16 protein-coding genes are annotated in these 20,224 nt (G+C 43.5%); 5 read left to right on the top strand and 11 right to left on the bottom strand.

The genetic code is table 11. The features are described from left to right. Window positions 1-60 precede the first annotated feature (60 nt). Window positions 61-708: a glutathione S-transferase gene (locus tag AK825_RS05245; protein WP_082787177.1), complete on the bottom strand. Its 648-nt coding sequence runs from the start codon at window positions 706-708 to the stop codon at window positions 61-63. A gap of 372 nt (window positions 709-1,080) precedes the next feature. Continuing rightward, on the bottom strand, window positions 1,081-1,578 hold the full coding sequence (locus AK825_RS14800) for a hypothetical protein (protein WP_203226492.1): 498 nt from the start codon (window positions 1,576-1,578) through the stop codon (window positions 1,081-1,083). 616 nt (window positions 1,579-2,194) lie between these two features. On the opposite strand from AK825_RS14800, the gene AK825_RS05235 reads away from it, so the two are divergent. The 5 genes from AK825_RS05235 (at window position 2,195) to AK825_RS05215 (ending at window position 7,898) form a co-directional block, all read left to right on the top strand. Beyond that, window positions 2,195-3,394: a sugar transporter gene (locus tag AK825_RS05235; RefSeq protein WP_068035138.1), complete on the top strand. Its 1,200-nt coding sequence runs from the start codon at window positions 2,195-2,197 to the stop codon at window positions 3,392-3,394. Between the two features lie 575 nt (window positions 3,395-3,969). Next, window positions 3,970-5,232, top strand: a complete 1,263-nt coding sequence (locus AK825_RS05230) for an MFS transporter (protein WP_068035137.1) — start codon at window positions 3,970-3,972, stop codon at window positions 5,230-5,232. Between the two features lie 141 nt (window positions 5,233-5,373). Further along, on the top strand, window positions 5,374-6,066 hold the full coding sequence (locus AK825_RS05225) for a glutathione S-transferase N-terminal domain-containing protein (protein ID WP_068035133.1): 693 nt from the start codon (window positions 5,374-5,376) through the stop codon (window positions 6,064-6,066). 163 nt (window positions 6,067-6,229) lie between these two features. Continuing rightward, a complete protein-coding gene (gene yghU, locus AK825_RS05220; protein WP_264753652.1) occupies window positions 6,230-7,090 on the top strand; it encodes a glutathione-dependent disulfide-bond oxidoreductase in 861 nt (286 codons plus the stop codon). 223 nt (window positions 7,091-7,313) lie between these two features. Then, window positions 7,314-7,898: a TetR/AcrR family transcriptional regulator gene (locus tag AK825_RS05215; protein WP_068035129.1), complete on the top strand. Its 585-nt coding sequence runs from the start codon at window positions 7,314-7,316 to the stop codon at window positions 7,896-7,898. 43 nt (window positions 7,899-7,941) lie between these two features. Here the strand turns inward: AK825_RS05215 and AK825_RS05210 are convergent, their stop codons facing one another. From AK825_RS05210 to AK825_RS05170, 9 genes are all read right to left on the bottom strand, one after another. Further along, window positions 7,942-8,697 (bottom strand): ABC transporter ATP-binding protein, encoded by a 756-nt coding sequence (locus AK825_RS05210; RefSeq protein WP_068039071.1) that lies wholly within the window; start codon window positions 8,695-8,697, stop codon window positions 7,942-7,944. Between the two features lie 28 nt (window positions 8,698-8,725). Then, window positions 8,726-9,949 carry an FtsX-like permease family protein gene (locus tag AK825_RS05205; protein WP_082787176.1) on the bottom strand — a complete coding sequence of 408 codons (1,224 nt, stop codon included), beginning with the start codon at window positions 9,947-9,949 and terminating at the stop codon, window positions 8,726-8,728. Further along, a complete protein-coding gene (locus tag AK825_RS05200; RefSeq protein WP_082787175.1) occupies window positions 9,946-11,223 on the bottom strand; it encodes an efflux RND transporter periplasmic adaptor subunit in 1,278 nt (425 codons plus the stop codon). Before AK825_RS05200 ends, AK825_RS05205 begins: the two co-directional genes overlap by 4 nt. Window positions 11,224-11,344: 121 nt before the next feature. Further along, complete coding sequence (locus AK825_RS05195; RefSeq protein WP_068035122.1) at window positions 11,345-12,196, bottom strand: CoA ester lyase; 852 nt, start codon at window positions 12,194-12,196, stop codon at window positions 11,345-11,347. A 159-nt stretch (window positions 12,197-12,355) separates the two neighbouring features. Next, window positions 12,356-13,642, bottom strand: a complete 1,287-nt coding sequence (locus AK825_RS05190) for an FAD-binding oxidoreductase (RefSeq protein ID WP_068035121.1) — start codon at window positions 13,640-13,642, stop codon at window positions 12,356-12,358. Between the two features lie 17 nt (window positions 13,643-13,659). Further along, window positions 13,660-15,123, bottom strand: coding sequence for a Na+/H+ antiporter NhaC (nhaC, locus tag AK825_RS05185; protein WP_068035120.1), 1,464 nt, complete (start codon window positions 15,121-15,123; stop codon window positions 13,660-13,662). A 223-nt stretch (window positions 15,124-15,346) separates the two neighbouring features. Then, window positions 15,347-16,837: an aldehyde dehydrogenase family protein gene (locus AK825_RS05180; RefSeq protein WP_068035119.1), complete on the bottom strand. Its 1,491-nt coding sequence runs from the start codon at window positions 16,835-16,837 to the stop codon at window positions 15,347-15,349. Between the two features lie 159 nt (window positions 16,838-16,996). Continuing rightward, window positions 16,997-18,424 (bottom strand): VOC family protein, encoded by a 1,428-nt coding sequence (locus tag AK825_RS05175; RefSeq protein ID WP_082787174.1) that lies wholly within the window; start codon window positions 18,422-18,424, stop codon window positions 16,997-16,999. 131 nt (window positions 18,425-18,555) lie between these two features. Next, entirely contained in the window at window positions 18,556-19,932 is a 1,377-nt protein-coding gene (locus AK825_RS05170) for an aspartate aminotransferase family protein (protein WP_227514141.1), read from the bottom strand. Window positions 19,933-20,224: the final 292 nt, after the last annotated feature.

The raw sequence follows: 20,224 nt of genomic DNA, 5'->3' as shown, positions 1-20,224 counted from the left end.
TAGTACACTCAATGCGATACTAAATCATAATAAGGACTACTAAGGTTTAAGCGCTAATTGCTAAGCTGAAAAAACCACTTCCTCATCTTCTTCTTGCCAAGGTTGAAACTTGGACATCGCTTGCAAAAAGAGTGGATGCTCCAGCCAGTGTTGTAGCCAACGCTGCAAATTTGGGTAAGACAGACTGTAAAAAACATCGCGATCCACATGAGCGAATTGACGCACAAAAGGCATGATAGCTATATCAGCAATGGTTATAGTGTCCCCAAGTAAGTAGAAATTTTTAGTTAGCAGTTTCTCTAAAATCTGTAAAAACTCTTCACCCTGTAGCCGATACTCTTCTTGAGTCATCTCAAGATGACGGTCTGCATATTTATAACGATCCAGCCAATGCTTAAAGTCATTATCATTTTTATCGATCAGCGCATTGGCCTGAGATAAAATCTCAGCATCAAGCAATCCTTGCGGATCTTTTTGTTCAAGTGCCCACTCCATTATCTCTCTACTTTCTTCAATCACTTTACCATCAGTAAGCTGTAGAACAGGTACAGTACCTTTTGGGCTAATCGCTACCATCTGTGATGGCTTGTTCTTTAGTACTATCTCCCGCAGCTCTACTTGCTGCTCAGCAAACAAGATGCCAAGCCTAGCACGTATGGCGTATGGGCAGCGGCGAAAAGAGTACAAAAGAGGTAATGAAGCAGTCATAGATGTTTTTCTCAGTTGAATCGAGATGAGTGACGTCAGAAATGAAGGCTATTATCTTACTATTTACCATATTCTATGCTAAATCATAGAGACAACACCTTTACTGCTCATGATAACAACGCGAACACTTGCCTTCAATGATGATTATATTACCCCCATGTTAGAACTCCTTTGCTCTATCCAAACTCTAACAGGTTAAGCTCTAGTAAATTGCAATCGAAGACCCGAAGCCAAGCTAGTAGTAAGCCATTAATCATAATATATTAGAAAGCAGTTGGTAAAAAAAAGCCCCACTATAATAGTGAGGCTATGCTATGTTGATATGTTTAAAAATTCGCTGTTTACGACTAAAAAAACTTTAAGTACTTCTTCTTAAGCACCGCTGGCTTTTGCCAGTTTACGCTCCACTTTATCAATCTCCGCACTCTTCTGCTCAACAATCAACTTATAATCCTTAGTAGCATCACGAGACATCCAATGTACACTATTAAACCTAAAACCAACGTCTGACGGTAAGCTATATTTGGGTGAATAATTAGGTAAATGCGCCAACTGATATTTAATCTGGGCGATATCTTCTACGAATGGCTCATAAGGTATATCAAGTATTAAGAAAAGCTTTACTAGAAACTCCTCAGCCGTAAAGCATTTATCAATATAACTACCATCAAGCCCAAGATGTTTATTCGACAATACATGACGCAGGCGCTCACAGGCGGGTATGGTATGCTTTAGAGGGTAACCCATAATTTTTACAATATCTTGCGCACGCAGTTCAAGCGTGTCTATTTGAGTAATAGCATATTGTGCTAAAGGATGACGCGGATGATAACGGCGAGTATATTTGGATTGATTAGTAGAGTGGCTCATGATATTGAACACCTTAGATTCCTATAACTCCGACAAAAAAGTATAAAATCAGGCACAAATGAGGATGTCGGAGTACAGGCTCATGCGCTTTACCAGGATTGTTTTATATCGTGCTGGAAGTTGCAAGGTTTGTACGTCACCATTAATTGCAATTATGATAACTTGCAATAGCGGTTGGCAATGACAAAGCTGTTAAACCCACGATAGTTTGTTGAATGATGATAGCATATCAGATGAGAGTAAATAAATACTAATATGTGTGCTTCTTTTTTAGAATTATTGTTAGTCCGTAACATATAGCCGATTTGCTTTAAAACCGATACAGTGCTGCTGGGATATATTTTGCGCAGCCTCTGGCTGCAACGACATAGCAAGCAAGTAAAATTTATACCAGTAGCACGACATTATTGATGTATCAATTTTATTTCGAACTGACCATCTAACGCTAAACCACTTATTAACAATCATTATCAAAAAAGCCCTTTCACTAATGCCCTTGACTTGGTATCTTGCCTCGCCACTCTTATATCGTTAAAGACTTTTATTACCAAATATGTTTGACCCTACTATTGGCTAACCCTCCTTTTATATTAATACCTTTTTTGTATTGGATCTTATGAAACACAACCTTAAGGCGAGCTCAAATGCTCGCCGGACTCAGTATTTTCAAGTGTTTTTGATGGGCGTCAGTGCCTTTATCATGAATACCACAGAATTTGTCCCTGTCGCCTTATTAAGCGACATTGCTCAAGACTTTTCTATTACTACAGCTGAGACTGGCTGGATGTTGACGCTGTATGCTTGGATCGTCGCTGCCATGTCATTGCCACTGATGCTGCTGACCAGTCGCTTTGAGCGTAAAAGCTTACTCTTAGGCTTGTTTGCGGTATTTATTGCCAGTCATGTATTGTCCGTATTTGCATGGAGCTTTGATGTGCTGCTCATTAGCCGAGTTGGGATTGCACTATCACATGCGATATTTTGGTCCATCACGGCGGCGATTGCCATACGTGTGGCACCTGAAGGCAAAAAAGCACTGGCACTTAGCGTACTTGCGACGGGTACCTCATTAGCGATGGTGCTAGGTGTGCCTTTGGGACGTTTGGTCGGTCAATGGTTTGGCTGGCGCGCGACATTTGGCGGTATTGGTGGTATCGCCTTTATAGTATTTGTGCTGCAAATGAGACTGTTGCCAACATTGCCTAGTATGTTTGAAGGCTCTTTTAGAAAAATTCCAGAACTACTTAAAAACCCGTTATTGGTCTGCCTGTATTTACTCATCCTACTGGTCTTTACAGCGCATTATACCGCCTACTCTTATATTGAGCCTTTCATGCGTCAGGTCGGTTCAGTCAGTGAAAACTCGGCTACTTTTGTCCTGCTCTTATTCGGTGTCGCAGGGATTGCAGGTAGTGTGATATTCAGTCGTTGGGGTGATAGATTTAATACTAGGCTAATGCTGATATCGACGATACTGATGCTACTGTCTATGCTCACTTTGTCGCTTGTAGTAACGTCGATATGGGCGCTCAGTATGAATGCGTTACTCTGGGGAGCTGCACTTATGCTGCTTATTATCTCCATGCAGGCTAAAGTCATCATGGTCGATGTTAATGCGCAAGACATGCTGATGTCGATGTTTTCAGGTATTATCAATTTAGGGATTGGTACGGGTGCTCTATTTGGAGGTTATGCGGTGACGCACCTCTCGCTATCAAGCGTAGGATATGTTGGGGCAGCTATTGCTGTTATGGCCTTATTACTGATGCTATTTATGATAAAACGCTTTCCTGAGTTAAGTAGAAGACTCGGCTAGATAAAAAGACGATGTTAAAAAGTAACAGTCAAAATGCCAGCCACTTAGATGGGCTGGCATTTTCTTTAATAGACCTGCTTATAAAATCACTTCAACTATAGTTGATATCAAATAAAATAGAGACGTTAGGTTATGATACAGGACTGGTACAATTTTTTGTAGCCTCTGTCTGCATAGGCACAGCAAGCAAGAAAAACTTATACCAGTCCCGCTGTATCGTTTTTATATTGAACTGACTATATCTACCTAAATACTATTTACTTATTACTTAGATACGGGTTGAACGAACGTTCAGGTAAAGTTATACTCGTTTCTATTGGATAGAAATATAATCGATTGCCATATCAAAAAAGCTGATTGGAATAGCCTAACTGACATAAGTAACTAAGCAAGGAGCGAAAGCTATTTATGTCAATATCATGCAACAGTCGATGAAAGACCTATAAGAATTAAGCACAAAAGGATGAGTGTAAAATGGATAAGATTCAAAACAGGGAAGTATTTTTCTTAGGTCTAAATACAATTATTATAGGCATCATGAACTTTCGAATTCTTCGACTTGTCGGAGATTCGTGATGCATGATGAAATTACTCAACGAAAAGACCAAGATAGCACTCCTCCTCTCAGACTAGGCGGGTTAAATTATGCTTGGATTGTAGCCGCTACAGGCTCTATAGCGATGTTCTGTGGACTTGGCTTAGGACGATTTGCATTTGGTATGTTGCTACCGTCGATGTCTTCTTCTTTGGGATTAAATTACACTCAAAGCGGAATATTGGGATTCACTAACTTGATAGGATATCTCGTTGCCGTTCTTCTAAGCCCGCTCATTATACCTCGATTTGGTACTCGAGCTACGGCGACGGCCAGTCTTCTCTTAATCGCTGTCTCTATGCTTGGTATGGCTTTTACCACAAGCTTTCCCCTACTCTGCGCACTTTACGTATTGACTGGTATTGGTAGCGGCGGCGTGGTCTTACCGATGATGAGCGTGATGTCACATTGGTTCTTCCCTTCACATCGTGGGCTCGCCTTAGGACTGGTCATGGCAGGCCCTGGCTTTGGCATTATTCTATCGGGCTTTGTGGTTCCAAAACTCTTACCCACCTCCGGTCTACTATCTTGGCAAACGGGTTGGCTGATTTTTGCCGTTATCAATATCGTGGTAGCTTGGCTTACTTTCACTTTGATTCGCAATCATCCAGACGATGTCAATCAAAACCCTTTTGGACGTGTACCCACCTCACCTGTAAAAAATAAGAAAAAGCTAGAACGTAGTAACGTCAAACTGCTCGTACATTTGGGTATCATTTTTGCCATTTATGGCGCCACTTATATGGTTTACGTGACCTTTATCGTGACTAGCATGGTTGGATCGTATCAACTAAGTGAAGCGACTGCGGGTGGTATTTGGGCGTGGATTGGTCTGCTTAGTGTCTTTTCAGGCATGCTCTTTGGCTGGATTTCTGACCATATTGGCAGACGCCTTGGGCTCGCGCTGGCTTTTTTCTTCCTTGCTATTGCTTATCTTCTGGTCGGACTGACCGATTGGACTTTAGGTCTGTATTTGTCCATTATCCTGTTTGGCTTAGTAGTTTGGAGCGTTCCTGTCATTATGGCTGCCTCCGCTGGCGATTACTTTGGACCTGCAGCGGCGGCAAGTGCACTTGCGGCGCTGACTTTTGCCTTTTCAGGCGGACAGGCTCTTGGGCCAGTGGCAGCAGGCTATCTTGCAGAAATTACTGGAGACTTTAGCATCAGTTATATGGTGTCTGGCATCGCAGCCTTTATAGCGATTGGACTTGCTTTATTATTAAAGCCACAAAAATCTGCTTAGTCTGCTTAGTAAGAGTCCTTTTGTATTTGACTTCAATGATATAAACAACTACTCAAACTATACTTGAACGGTCGTTCATTTTTGTTTATAGTGGTTGTAAGATTAACACCTAAACCTTTTGAGCCCTTTAAGGATACCAACATGCTTAAGTTTTATTTTCACCAAACCCCAAACCCTATGAAAGTGGCTCTTTACTTAATGGAGACGGGTTTAGCGTACGAATTAATACCAATAGATACGATGAAAGGTGAGCAACATACGCCTGAATATCGTGCGATTAACCCAAATGGTAAAACCCCAGCTATCGAAGATGATGGAAACCGTGTCTTTGATTCGACGGCTATTTTGATGTACTTAGCTGAAAAAACAGGCCAGCTTGCAGGAAAGGCCGAAGATCGAGGTGAAATGCTCTCATGGCTAATGTTTGTCGCGACCGGCTTAGGCCCATTTTCCGGTCAATCCGTGCACTTTAGACATAAAGTGCCCGAAAAAATACCTTATGCGATCAATCGCTATCTTCGTGAGGCTGAGCGTCATTACGAAGTGCTAGATAAGCACATGGAAGGCCGTGAATATGTGGTTGGTAACGACTATTCTATTGCGGATATCTCCGCTTGGGGCTGGGTCGATAAGGCAACGTTTGTATTGGGCGAAGAAGGATTAGATAATTATCCAAACCTCAAACGTTGGTTTGCTAGTATCAATGCTCGTCCTGCGGTAAATAAGGCACGCAATATTGCTAAGGATATTGCGTTCAAATCTGATTTTGATGACGCAGCTGCACGCGCCCTCTATCCACAAAACTTTGCGAAAAAAACTGAATATAATAGTTAATAAATAAAATAGATACACTGGAAGAATACGCGATACTGGTACAAATTTTTCTTGCGTGCTGTGCCTATGCCGACAGAGGCTGCGAAAAATTTATTCCAGTCTCGCTGCATCTCTTTTAAGAGACCTAACTACAGCAATAACCCCGAACATAAAAATAGGAATAATAATGGAAAACCAATATGTACCCCCAAAAATTTGGACGCATGATGCAGAGAGTGGCGGTAAGTGGGCCAGTGTGAATCGCCCCGTTTCAGGTGCTACCCATGAGAAAGAATTACCAGTAGGCAAACATGCTTTGCAACTGTACTCAATGGGCACGCCTAACGGTCAAAAAGTCACTATCATGCTAGAAGAGTTATTAGCATTAGGCAAAGACGCAGAATATGACGCCCATATGATTAATATTGGCGAAGGCGATCAGTTTTCATCAGGCTTTGTAGATATCAATCCTAACTCTAAAATTCCAGCTTTCGTTGATTACTCTAGCACTGAGCCTGAAGCGGTATTTGAATCTGCTTCTATTTTAGTTTATCTTGCTGAAAAGTTTGACGTACTACTGCCTGAAAAAGGCAGCAAACGTACCCAAGTCTTTAATTGGTTATTTTGGTTACATGGTTCTGCGCCGTACTTAGGTGGCGGATTCGGGCATTTTTACGCTTATGCACCCGAAAAGTTTGAATATGCCATCAATCGCTTTACAATGGAAACCAAGCGTCAGTTGGACGTACTCGATAAGCAATTAGCAAAAAATGAATTTATTGCTGGTGATGAGTATAGTATTGCTGATATTGCCACTTGGCCTTGGTATGGCAATTTGGTGTTGGGTAATCAGTATGATGCAAAGGACTTTTTGCAAGTCGATGACTACACCCATGTGCAGCGTTGGGCAAAAGCCATCTTAGCGCGACCAGCCGTACAACGTGGCCGTATTGTTAACCGTACTCACGGTGAAGAATGGGAACAGTTGGAAAATCGCCATAGTGCGACAGATATCGATAAAGTGTTGGCACTAAAACCAGAGTAACTGGTTCTCACCAATACAGGGCTGCTAGGATAAGTTTTTTGCAGCGACTAGCTACAGCACGCAAGAAAAAATTATCCTAACAGCACGTTATAATGGTTATGCTTTTGTTGTTTAGTATTAACTCTGCCAATAACAATACTTTAGCTTAGATTTCCAGATTTTAAGAACATATTTTTAATAAGCTCATATCTTTAATAAGATACTAGCTTTTAAGGTGAAAATTATGAGTGCACAAGCGAAGTTTAATCGTGATGATGTCATCGAAAAAGCCAAAAACCTCTATTGGGAAAAGGGCTATCACGCTACCTCTATGAGAAATCTGCAAGATGTCGTTGATATGCGCCCCGGTAGTATCTATGCCGCTTTTGGTAATAAAGACAATTTGTTTAAAGAGGCATTAAATCGATATGCGGAAGAAGGTGCTGCGAATCTCGCCAATAGTATTGCCCAAGAAAAAACAGTGCTTGCTGGCCTAAAGCGCTTCATTCATAGCGTCACTGTCTGTAGTAAAGGCACTGCACCTAGCGGCATGTGTATGGTGGTCAAAACTATCGGTGAGCTCACACAAAACGATAGTCCAGATTTGCTTAATCACGCAACAAGCATTTTGGAACGTGTTGAATCCTCTTTTGTTAAGACTTTTCAACAAGCCATTGATAATGGTGAAATTAGTAGTAATAAAGATCCAGCTGAACTGGCTCGCTACTTTCAAATTCAGGTAATGGGTTTAAGAACTTATGCGCAAGTCAGCAGTGATACGGATGCGGTAGAAAAGTACATTGATGGTATATTTGAAGGTATTCTTTAATAAGGTATTTTCTAATAATATATCCACTAATCTTATTTAGCGTTTATCCATTCAAAGCATCACTTTCAATCAGTCCATCTACCAGATTGATGGTGCGATCACAGGAAGCTGACAATCGTGGATCATGTGTGACCAAAAGCACACCACAGTCGCGCTCACGATTGACCTTACGGAACAGCTCAAACACTTCAGCAGCCGTCACTGTATCCAAATTGCCAGTCGGTTCATCCGCTAATAGTAATGCAGGGTCAGTGATAAGCGCCCGAGCAATGGCCACTCGCTGTTGTTGACCACCTGAGAGCTCATTCGGCTTAGTATCAGCAAACTTCTCCAGCCCAATCGCAGCCAGTAAGTCACGTGCTTTTTGTATCGCCAGTTTATCTGGGCGACCTTGAGTCAGCATTAATGGTATCAATACATTGTCTAACGCTGTAAATGCCTGAATAAGGTGATGAAACTGAAAGACAAAACCAATACTATGGCCTCGCAAAGCAGTACGTCCAGCATCATCCATATTACTAGTGGCCTGTCCTAACAGATAGATCTCGCCACTGGTCGGCTTATCGAGCAAACCAAGCACGTTTAGCAACGTACTTTTCCCTGAACCAGAGGGACCAATCAGCGCAGCAAAGTCATGTTTATCAATGCGCAAGTCAATACCATGTAATACCTCAATCTCGTTAGCCTGACCAATATTATAAGATTTTTTCAACGCCTCTAAACGCAGGACTTCATGAGGGTTATCAGAGTTATGAATGTTAGGAGAATTATGAAAGTTATTAGATGTATTGTTAGACATAGTATTAGGCTCATGATTGGGCATGTGATTAAACATAGCGAATAGCCACTACTGGATCCAGAGCAGCGGCTCGGCGTGATGGTATCGCAGCAGCCAGAACACCAGTGAGCGTCGCTAGTAACATGGCTAGCATGATCAAATTTGCAGACACTGGAATATAAAATAAACCTGGCCCAAAAGTATTAAACACCCATACTAGAGCGTAACTGGCCACGCTACCTAGCATTGATCCAAGTAAACCAAAGACTGCACCCTGAATCAGAAAAATTCGTAAGATTTGCTGACGGGTAGCGCCAGTTGCACGTAAAATACCGATCTCTCGAGTACGCTGCACAACGCTGACGGACAGCACACTCGCAATGCCAAAGGCTACCGAGATAGCAACGAAGACAATAATCATATTGGTAGATAGGCTTTGTGCGGAAAGCGCATTCATCAGTTGCGAGTTGGTCTCAATCCAGCTCTCTGCTTGCAATGAGGTCAAGCGACCTACCTGCGCTGCGATGTCTTCTGCCGCAAAAATATCTGCGACGGTTAAATCAATTACGGTGATCCCGCCTGGGAGACTGAGTAGTGATTGTGCCTGCTTCAGATCTAAGTAGACATGGCGTGCATCTAACTCACGTACACCTAAGTCAAATATACCGACGATATTTACCACTGCACTATTCTGCTGTCCAGTTTCTATGCGCAGCTTACTACCTACTTGTACCCCTAGGTTTTTTGCCAATTCACTGCCAATCAGCACATCATCAGCGCCTACTCGCAGCTCGCCACTAATGAGATAATCTTCCAGCGGAATGATCTTCTGGTAACGTTCAAGGTCGGTACCAACAAGTGCTACCGACTCTAATGCATCACCGCGACGGACAAATGCTGGCCCTGATACCGTCGGTGATACTGCCGTCAATAATGGCAGCTGATCCAAAGTCGTCGTTACCTGCTGCCAGTTATTGATTGATCGTAGTCGCTGTGGGCGTTTATCTTCTTGTACCAGCTGTACAGTACCAGCTTTAGGCGGAATCACCCGATTGACTTCATCCGGTGACAACAAATGGATATGCGCCTGAGTGCCCAAGGTGTTTTCGATAAGATTAGACTGTAACCCTTGAACCAGAGCCGTAATAAAGATGATAACAGCCACACCCACTGCTACGCCTACGGTAATCATTAACGACTGCGCACGCCCCTCGCGCAAAAAACTCATCGCAATGGTTGCTTCAATCCATAGTCGCCCGAAGAAATTTTTCAATTTAATTTCACCGCTGGTTCATTACGGGTAGCTGAATTATCATTGTCAGTTGGAGCACTGCTATTTGAGTCAATGCTATTTAAATAATTGCTACTTTCAGAGAATGGCATTGCTTGTACTTCAGTGCGTACTCGCGCGCCATCAGCCAATGATGAAGTTGCATCAACTAATACTTGATCGCCAACGTTTAAACCCTCGATAACTTCGGACATTGCCAAGCCACGCAGGCCTAAAGTTACCTTCTGCCGTTGTACTTTGCCATTATGCAATAGCAGTACTTGGGCATTATCTTCTTGGACATTCGCTAAAGCATCGTTTGGAATCACTAGCGCTTGCTCGCGGCGACCTGTTTCGATGTTTACCGATACCGTCATGTCTTGGCGCAAGAATTGAGGCACTGGATCAACGTTTAATCTAACCTCGACTGTACCGCGCTGTGAGTCAATGCTTGGTGCAATGAAGTTGATACGAGCAGCAAAAGGTTTGTCTGGATAAGCATCAGTGACGCCTATCGCACTTTGCTGCAATGCTAGCCGTGACAAGTTGCGCTCATCAAGCGGCACCTCAATCTCCGTACTTCCATCGAGCGCAATGGTAAATAAAGTTCGACCAGGCTGCACCAAATCACCAGGCTCTACATCACGGGTCAATACCGTCCCTGATACCTCGCTACGTACTTCAGTTTTATCAAGTTGCGCCTGCAAGGCCGCTATTCGCTCACGTAGTAAAACCTCCTCAACGCCGCCAGATGCTAATGCTTCTGCTCGCAAACGTGCTACTTCGAGATCATTACGAGCCTGATCCTCCGCTTGCTCTGCTTGCTCCATTTCTTCATCTGAAATTGCCGAAATCGCTGCCAGCTCGCGGCGACGTGCTACGTTACGACGAGCTTGTGCTAGCTGCACTTCTGCTTTGGACAGATCCACTACGGCTTGTGGTCGTGTACTAGTCACAAGTTCAGCCAGCTCAGCTTCAGCTTGACGCACTTGAGCAGCAACGCCATCTGAACTTAATACCAGTAATAGATCTCCTTTTGCAACTTGGTCACCTTCTTGTACCAAGCGCTCAAGTACCACACCAGTTACTTCACTGCCCACTTGAGTACGTGACGTAGTCACTACACGTCCGCTTGCTACCACCGTCTGTACCAGTGGCATGGATGAGACGCTGTAACTAGGCAACAACGGCCCTCGCCACCAACGGAATATCACAAAACCAACGGCAAGTATCAGCAGTACGATAACAATCACATACTTATAGTTGACAGCGCGCAATAGGTTTCTCCAGTTCAAATTAAAAGTGGTTATATCGATAGGCAAAGTAGCTTATACATAAACATTGTAAATCTAATTTTGTACATAACAAGTGTGTCAAAACGCAAATTTTCTTCTTAACCTACTTAGCTAACAGCTGCACATAGCGCTGAATCACTGGTGCATCGACCATTTCACCATCTACTTTAAATACAGCTTGTCCACTGCGCTCATATTCTTCTACCACACGCCTAGCAAACTCAATTTCAACATCTGTCGGTTGCAGCGCATTTTGCACAATAGCCACTTGCTTAGGATGAATACAGAGCATGCCGGACATTCCCATTTGTGACCACAGCTGTACGCGAGCGCTTAATCCCTCAGTGTCATTAAAATCGGGATACACGGTATCAATAGGCGGCAATAGCTGATTGATTTTTGAAGTAAGGATTAATTGATAGCGAATCTGATTGGCGATGATATCTGCCGCAGGCGTCCCTACTTGGACTCCCAGATCATTGCATAAATCTAGAAAGCCATAACTGAACGCGATTAGTCCTGATGCTTTTGCCATAGCATCGACTTGATGCAAACCTATGGCATTTTCTATTAATGCAATCACTGGCAAACCTGTACGCTCATAAAACTGTTCAATATCTGCGGCTTGCTCGGCTTTAGACAGTATCACGCCTGCCAGATTGGGCAGCTGCTGACAAAGCTGCACGTCTTTGGCAAACTCATCACTCCCTGCTTTGTTTATGCGCACCCAAACGCCTTGGTAATCGGCACTATCATGATAATTTTTTAAACTGTCGCGGGCTTGTGCCTTATCTGCTTGAGCAACTGCATCCTCTAAATCAACAATCACTGCATCTGCACCACTGGCAAAGGCTTTGCTTACTCTATCTATTCGAGTCGCTGGGACGAATAACCATGTCTTGGTATTTGCCACGTTAGCCATATGAGTGAAATTTTTATTGCTAGGTGCTTGCATGTTAGTGTCCATTTTTTTAAATATAATTGTCTTCTGAGTGATGAAAATAGAAGAAAAAAGCCAGACAACATAAATGCTGTCTGGCTTTAACCATAATAGTAATACGGTTATTAATCAATACTTTACTGATTTATATAGCTTGCAAGAATGCTCATCAATTTATCTGATGATTTTTAAACATTGTCCCGCATGATACAGCGTCAATCCTACTTCAGTAAATCCAGATTTGAGTCCTCCAAAAGAGACTTTTGCTTCTTCTAAAGTCTTAAATGGTAATGGAATACTGTCTCTATTGCCCGTCAGTATATAGTCTGCAAAGCACTTGCCCATTAGCGTGCCTGTGGTAATACCGCGTCCGTTATAAGCTGTTGCTGTCAGTAAGCCTTCATCGGGCTCCATTACTCGAAAGATATGATCTTGCGTAAAGCCAAAGCTACCAGTCCATTCATACTGCCATTTAAATGCTGGCAAATCTGGATAATAGCTCTTTTGTACAGCGTTGGCCCATGATTGGTAAAAGGATTTTGGTTTAAGCTGCGTACCACCGACCGTTCCTAATAACAGGCGATCATCGTCATCACGACGAAAGCTAGATAATGCTAAGCGCGTATCCCATGCACCTGTTCTGTATGGCAAAATACGATCTGCAGCCTCTCCGCTGAGTGGCTCAGACGCAATCTGATAGTAATAAACCAGATAAAACGTCTTGGTAATTTCTGTCCATTCGCCTTCGGTATAGGCATTAGTCGCAATAATGACACGCTCAGACTTTACGCGGGCTTTAGCAGTCCTTGTGTACCAATGGCCATCTACTTTTTCTAGTGCTTCAACAGCTGAATGCTCGTAGATAGTGACACCAAGACTGGTTGCTACTTTTGCGAGTCCTCTGACATAAGCCAACGGGTTTATGGTACCAGCACGATGATCTAGTAGTGCTTTATTGATACTTTTGGTACCGCAATATTCATGGCATTTGCTTCCGGTCAATACCTCAATATTCGCACCGCGACGGCTTAGTTGCTCGTATCTGATATCGACATCGACTTCACCTTTGGCATTATGTGCCATGTGGATATTACCGGCTTGAGTGGCTTGTGCATCAATATTATAACGCTTGATTAAGTCAAATACTAAGCTTGGCGCTTGTCCAAGGGCTTCTGTCAGACGCTCACCTGCCGCTTCACCTAAAGCAATATTCAAGTCATCAGGCCGTGCCCAAGTTCCTGCATTGACTAGCCCTACGCTTTTCCCTGAGCCGCCACTACCGATCGTTTGACTCTCTAGCAAGATAACCTTGACGCCTTTTTCGGCCAGATGAATCGCAGCCGATAACCCTGTATAACCGCCTCCAATGATACAAATAGTCGCTTGAGTATCGCTACTCATCTGGCTGTAGGTGTCAATATTGGGCGCAGTTATGTTCCACAAACATTGCTCTTGCAACATCTCATACTCCCTTCGTATCACACGTCACTAATTGAAGTTGAAGTAGCTGTGTCGAGCTTTTCTACAGTGGGCTCTTCACGCGGTATAAACTTGTCAAGGAACGCCCATAACAAGCCAAATAAAGGCGACAACCAACACGCAAAAGCAAAAGGTGCATAAGTCAGTGTTGCTATGCCCAGTGTCGCTGCGACAAAGCTACCGCCCATGTTCCAAGGAATAAGCGGTGACAATAGCGTACCACTGTCTTCGATAGAGCGCGTTAGCGTCGTACGCTTATAGCCCATCTCTTTATATTTCTCTTTTAATAAACGTCCTGGCAATACCAAAGTGGTATAAACGTCGCCGATCAGAGTACCCACGCCAAGGACACTGGCATAAGTCGTTAGAATTAAACCAATACGCGACTTTACGGCCTTATCTATTTTCGCCATGATGGCTTTCAGTGTACCGTAATGCTCAAGTGAGCCAACAAAAGCGAGTGCAAAGATGGTCAAGGTAATAACCCATGTCATTGACATGACGCCGCCTTTTGATAACAATTTATCAACCACCTCAAAACCCGTTTCGCTGACAAAGCCGTTTTGTAAAACGTTAAAAATATCACTGACCCCAACGCCTTGTAGAAAAAACGCAATAACTGATGCCACGACAACGCCGCCTAAGACAGTCGGTATCGCTGGCATTTTCATAACAGCCGCGATAACAACCACAAGCGCAGGTAATAAGGTAATAATGCTTAAGTTGTAGTTGTCAGCTAGGCTTGTTTGTAAGGCTCGGATAGAAGATAAATCAATACTGTCATCGCCATAACCCATGCCAATCCATGCATAGAGTGCTAAGGCGGTAACCATTGCTGGGACGGTCGTCGGCAGCATACCCCTAATATGATCCCAAAGCTCAACGCCTGCAGCAGCAGGAGTTAGGTTGGTAGTATCCGACAATGGCGACATTTTGTCTCCAAAAAAAGCACCGGAGACGATAGCACCGCCTGTAAAGTGGGCTGGAATACCAAGCCCCATGCCGATGCCCATCATCGCGAGTCCAACCGTACCAACTGTGCCCCAAGAAGTGCCAGTTGCGACAGAAATAATGGCGCAAATAATACAAACTGAAAATAAAAATGAGGAAGGAGAAAAAATACTAAAACCGTAATAAAGAATGGTCGGAACTGTCCCTGCAATAATCCATGAGCCAATGAGCATACCGACGCCCATTAGAATAATCATCGCTGGCAGGCCTATTTTAATAACCTTTAAGAACCGCTCCTCCATACCCTGCCAGTCACGGCCACGCATCTTCATAAATAAGCCAGTGATTAATATGCCACAGGCCAACGGTATATGCGGAGTAAAGTCTTTAAATACGAAAAACTGCACCATGAGAATCATGGCAGTCAATACTAGAGGGGCAATATCAAGTAAGAAGCTAGAAGATGGACCATAGCCATCATTAGCGGGGTCATGCGGTTTGTCATCGATCATGATAATTCTACCTTCCTTAGTAGCCGTCAATGGGTATTGCAACCAATCCTTGATTGCTTATAATTATTAGCCTACCAAGCATACGCAGAGTATGCTTGGTAGTTTATGTCCAACAATTTGTACTCAGTAATTTGTACTCAGCGATTTATGCTTACTAAATACAAATCGAATTAAAAGCTAAAAAACCAAATGCTCAAACATCAAGCGCTTAAACAGAATGGTATTAACCGAAGCTAATACCTTGTGCAAGTGGTAGCTCTGTTGAATAGTTGATGGTGTTGGTTTGACGACGCATATAGGCTTTCCATGCGTCTGATCCTGACTCACGTCCACCGCCAGTTTCTTTTTCGCCACCAAATGCACCGCCAATTTCAGCGCCACTAGTACCGATATTGACGTTAGCGATGCCACAATCACTACCACGATCGCTGAGGAAAGTTTCAGCTTCACGTAAGTCATTGGTAAAGATACATGACGAGAGCCCTTGCGGAACATCGTTTTGCATCTCAATTGCATCATCAAAGTCTTTATAGGTCATGACATATAAAATAGGCGCAAAAGTCTCACTTCTAGCAACGTCGTTTTGCTCATCAAACTCTACAATAGCAGGTGTTACATAATAGGCATCAGGGTATTTGTCTGCTAATACGCGCTCGCCACCTGTTACTGTACCGCCCGCTTCCCGAGCCTTTTCTAACGCTGTTTGCATGTTGTTAAAGCTGTCTTCATCAATCAGTGGGCCGACCAAATTGCCTTCTAGCGGATGACCAATACTGACAGTCTCATAAGCTGATTTTACGCGTGGTAAAATATCGTCTTTGATAGATTCATGGACGAAAAGACGGCGCAAGGTGGTGCAACGCTGACCCGCTGTACCAACTGCTGAAAATATAATGCCACGTAGCGCAAGATCTAAGTCAGCCGTTGGCGCCAAGATCATAGCGTTATTACCACCAAGCTCAAGCAAGCATTTACCGAAACGATCTGCAACTTTTGGCCCGACAGCTCTACCCATGCGCGTGCTTCCAGTCGCGCTCACCAAAGCTACGTCTTTGTTTTCAACTAGGGCATTACCGATATCTGTCTTACCCAATATCACTTGAGACAAATGATCTGGTGCATCACCAAACTTTGCTAAGGCTTTTTCGAACATGGCCTGACAGGCCAAAGCAACCAAAGGCGCCTTCTCTGACGGTTTCCAAACTACGGGGTTACCACAAACGATGGCCAGCGCTGTATTCCAAGACCACACTGCTACAGGGAAGTTGAAAGCAGAGATGACACCGATAACACCAAGCGGATGCCATGTCTCACGCATATGGTGACCTGGGCGCTCTGAGGCAATCGTCAAGCCATAAAGCTGACGCGAAACGCCGACAGCGAAGTCACAGATATCGATCATTTCTTGAACTTCACCTAGGCCCTCTTCTTTGATCTTGCCTGCCTCAAACGACACCAGCATGCCCAAATCTTCTTTATGCTCGCGCAGCACTTCACCCAGCAGACGAATCAACTCACCACGCTTGGGGGCAGGAACGACGCGCCATTCCTTAAACGCTTTTTTGGCGTTTTGGATTTTATTATTGACTTCATCAACGCTATCTAAGGTTATCTTGCCAATAACTGTACCGTCTATAGGCGTATTGACTTCAAAATCGCCATGTTGATATTGTTCTTCTTTGACACCCATGGCAGACATGTATTGCTTAATCATATTCAATCCCTTGTATATTAATTTATAACGTCCTTAATAGACCTTTAAGCTACCTTGCAACCAGTTAAGTTGCAAAATAATAAATTTCTTACGGTCATTCCATTTTGGAATAGTGTATAAATAAAACGGCTATGTGCATTTTTATACATAATTAATTTTCTATACATAATTGCCTAAAGACATCAGGCATTTCTCTAAGCTTTGAGCTTGTATATCTTTATATAAAGCGAGCTCATCATGAATACTAGCACCAAGTGCTTGCTCAAATTCATGTTTATTTGAATTGCCATCATAGTTGCTCTGCTTATCTTGCTGAAGATTGGATTGAAAAATACCAGCGGCACTAACGGGCAGGAAATCTTCATAAACGATAGGCTCAATCCGGATAGCGCCTTTCTCAATCAAAGCATTTACTACTTGTTTTGAATCAACCGTTTGTACATCAACTCTTTCCAAACCAAGCATAGCACTACTTATATCTGCAGCATTATCGACTGGTTGATAATAAAAGTAAGCGAGCTCCTCATTATGCATCGCATGATAATCATCGGGGAACGCTTCAAATGCACTCTCTAAAATTTGATAATACTGTGAAGCATTGTCTTCATTCGGAGTTGCGCCTAATTGATTGCGTGCTTGACTAAGTAGTTGATCATATAATGCTCTACCCTTTGGCGTTAATGCCACACCGCGCTGCTCAATCTCACCAAACCGCGCAGTATGATGCCCCTGTTCATACTCACCATTTGGATTTTTAAAACTAACGGCTTCCTCTAATGCCTTAAAGCTCGTTTGCCTTAATAAAATAGGACAATCCCGTTTTGGCGGCCCTTCGATAATAGCTTTTGGTGGGATGCCTTTTTCCTGCATGCCTTGCTGTACGGTATCTATATCCAGCGTTCTAGGGGTCAAATGATTGATATGCGGGCCTTTAAAGCCAACCACGTCAGCTATGAGGCCGTGCTGCTCTAATAAGCGCTGATATAGCTCTTTTGAGACTGGCGTTTTATCATGCCAGCGAAAGGTCTCTAAAGCCTCTTTTATAAACTGCTCACCTTCCTCTGACGTCAAACCACCCTGCTCTTCAAAGCGCTTAATCAGGCTGACGACATTATCGGTAAAGATATTACGGTTGAACAATGCGTTTGACGCTTCTTGTTTTAATACTTCATCACCAATTAAATCTAGACGCAATAAAGAGGTGAAAACTCGAAATGGGCTTTGATTTAATGCTTGCGCATCAATGGCTCGAAAAGCCGTAGAGTGAACGGGCACGCCAGCGGGTGCTAAATCATAATAGCCAACAGGATGCATACCCATTACGGCAAAAAGCCGACGCATCATGCTAAGCTCGTCCGCTGTGCCCAATCTAATCGCGCCATGGCGCTCCATACTGAGTCTATCAATCTCTCCGGTGTGCTCCAATTGCTCCTTAATCTCAGGATGTTTGGTTAACACCTCAGTATTCACTTCAGTAACTAGATCGAGTAAGTCACCGTATAGCGGGACTTCGGTTTGGTACATGGCTGACATTGCCATAGAGAACTCATGGCGAATAGCATCGCTACTTATAAACGTATGATTCACAGATAGATATCCTTGTTAAAATCTCGAAAATTTTTATTAATACTAAGTTGTTAAATACAAGTTGCTAATTAAATATACTAGTACGGCAAATAACCATAAAAACTATATGGCAAAGCGTTATACACAGAGAGTTACGTGGCAGAAAAATAATTTGCTGGTGCTTGAGTCATTGATGTTTGAAACGCTGACGCTTTGGTTGCTGACACTTGATTCGCTGAATTTTCAATAGTAGAATTTTTATTCACTGCTATTTCATCAGGAATAGTACTTAAAACTTCTTTCAGAATATCAAGGCCAGCTTGCAGGGTTTCAGGCTCGATCGTTAGAGGCGGTAGCAGGCGAATAATATGGCGATATTTACCGCTAGGCATCAATAGCAGACCACGCTCCCGCGCTTGCGTTAACACATATGTCATCACGCTTGGATCGACATCATGTTCAGGATAGCGAAGCTCGATACCACGCATCGCACCGATACCAGTAAGGCCAAACAGCCAAGGCGATACGCCCTCTTGCTGCCATTGGTTCACCGTCTGCTCAATGGTGTGGGCATAATGTCTGGCAGATTCCCATACCGCATCTTCTTGCATAATATCTAACGTGGCATTGGCGGCGGCACACGCGACGGGATTACCTGAGTAAGTGCCGCCGAGGCTACCTTTAGGCAAGCCATTCATGACGCTCGCTTTGCCTATCACCGCCCCTAACGGCAAACCACCTGCGATGCTTTTGCCTAGCAATATCATGTCAGGCTCAATCCCTAAATGTGTAAAGGCAAAAGGTGTACCCGTACGACCATAGCCGGATTGAATTTCGTCCATAATGAGCAAAATGCCCTGCTCATCACAAAAGGCGCGCAAATATTTGGCGAATGTGGCCGACATTATCTGAAATCCACCCTCGCCTTGTACTGGCTCTACGATGATGGCGCCGATATTATCGACATCGGTCTCTACCGCAAATAGACGTTCAAGCGCATCGATAGCCTGCTGATTGCTCACTTCATTATCTGGGCTAGGGAAAGGAATATGGTAAACGCCACCTGCCAAAGGCCCGAGCCCGCGCTTATAAGGAGCGACTTTACCGTTTAGATTTACCGCAGCCAGCGTGCGCCCATGAAAACCACCATCAAAGGCAATCACACCCAGACGACCTGTCTTTAGGCGGGCGATTTTTATAGCATTTTCGGTAGCTTCTGCACCGCAATTAGTCAGCATGCCTGATAGCTCACCACTGATTGGAATCAGCTCACAAAGCCGTGGCATAAGGGTTTGATACGGCTGATGGGCGGCCGCATTGTAGGCATAATGAATAAGAGATTGTGCTTGATTGATAATCGCGGAGACGATATGAGGATGACAATGACCAAAATTTAAGACACCGATACCACCGACAAAGTCGATGTAGCAGCGGTCATCACTGTCCCAAACTTTTGCGTTTTTGCCTTTGGTAAGAGTCACAGGATGCACCATCGTAAAAGCATCCGTGACGTTATAGTGCATATCCATTGAGCGTCTCTCATCTTCCTTGAGTGTGGCTCTCATTTCAGCAAAACCCTGCCTACTCAGCAAACGAATAATAGTTGTGCGCTCATTCCTTTTTGTCATTGCCATTAGAACAACAGACTTAAAAATGACTTAGCAAAATAGAAGATAGCTCTATTTGCCAAGAAATATATGTTTAAAAATGGGTTTTAGATTCAGCAATGGGTTTTAGATTAAGAATAGATTTTGGATAAAAAATGGTCTTTAAATGAAGTCCGGCACAGACTTATTGATGAACTTAAATACTGGAACCAAT

The sequence above is a fragment of the Psychrobacter sp. P11G5 genome, from assembly GCF_001593305.1.
Lineage (GTDB): Bacteria > Pseudomonadota > Gammaproteobacteria > Pseudomonadales > Moraxellaceae > Psychrobacter.
Note: the sequence above shows the minus strand (reverse complement) of the source record. Positions and strands in the feature narration are given on the sequence as shown.

Coding starts and splice junctions, on each gene's coding strand:
- AK825_RS05230 (WP_068035137.1), top strand. CDS start 3,970: ATGCATGATGAAATTACTCAACGAAAAGACCAAGATAGCACTCCTCCT.
- AK825_RS05170 (WP_227514141.1), bottom strand. CDS start 19,932: ATGGATATGCACTATAACGTCACGGATGCTTTTACGATGGTGCATCCT.
- AK825_RS05215 (WP_068035129.1), top strand. CDS start 7,314: ATGAGTGCACAAGCGAAGTTTAATCGTGATGATGTCATCGAAAAAGCC.
- AK825_RS05225 (WP_068035133.1), top strand. CDS start 5,374: ATGCTTAAGTTTTATTTTCACCAAACCCCAAACCCTATGAAAGTGGCT.
- AK825_RS05245 (WP_082787177.1), bottom strand. CDS start 708: ATGACTGCTTCATTACCTCTTTTGTACTCTTTTCGCCGCTGCCCATAC.
- AK825_RS05180 (WP_068035119.1), bottom strand. CDS start 16,837: ATGATTAAGCAATACATGTCTGCCATGGGTGTCAAAGAAGAACAATAT.
- AK825_RS14800 (WP_203226492.1), bottom strand. CDS start 1,578: ATGAGCCACTCTACTAATCAATCCAAATATACTCGCCGTTATCATCCG.
- AK825_RS05210 (WP_068039071.1), bottom strand. CDS start 8,697: ATGTCTAACAATACATCTAATAACTTTCATAATTCTCCTAACATTCAT.
- nhaC (WP_068035120.1), bottom strand. CDS start 15,123: ATGATCGATGACAAACCGCATGACCCCGCTAATGATGGCTATGGTCCA.
- AK825_RS05195 (WP_068035122.1), bottom strand. CDS start 12,196: ATGCAAGCACCTAGCAATAAAAATTTCACTCATATGGCTAACGTGGCA.
- AK825_RS05190 (WP_068035121.1), bottom strand. CDS start 13,642: ATGTTGCAAGAGCAATGTTTGTGGAACATAACTGCGCCCAATATTGAC.
- AK825_RS05235 (WP_068035138.1), top strand. CDS start 2,195: ATGAAACACAACCTTAAGGCGAGCTCAAATGCTCGCCGGACTCAGTAT.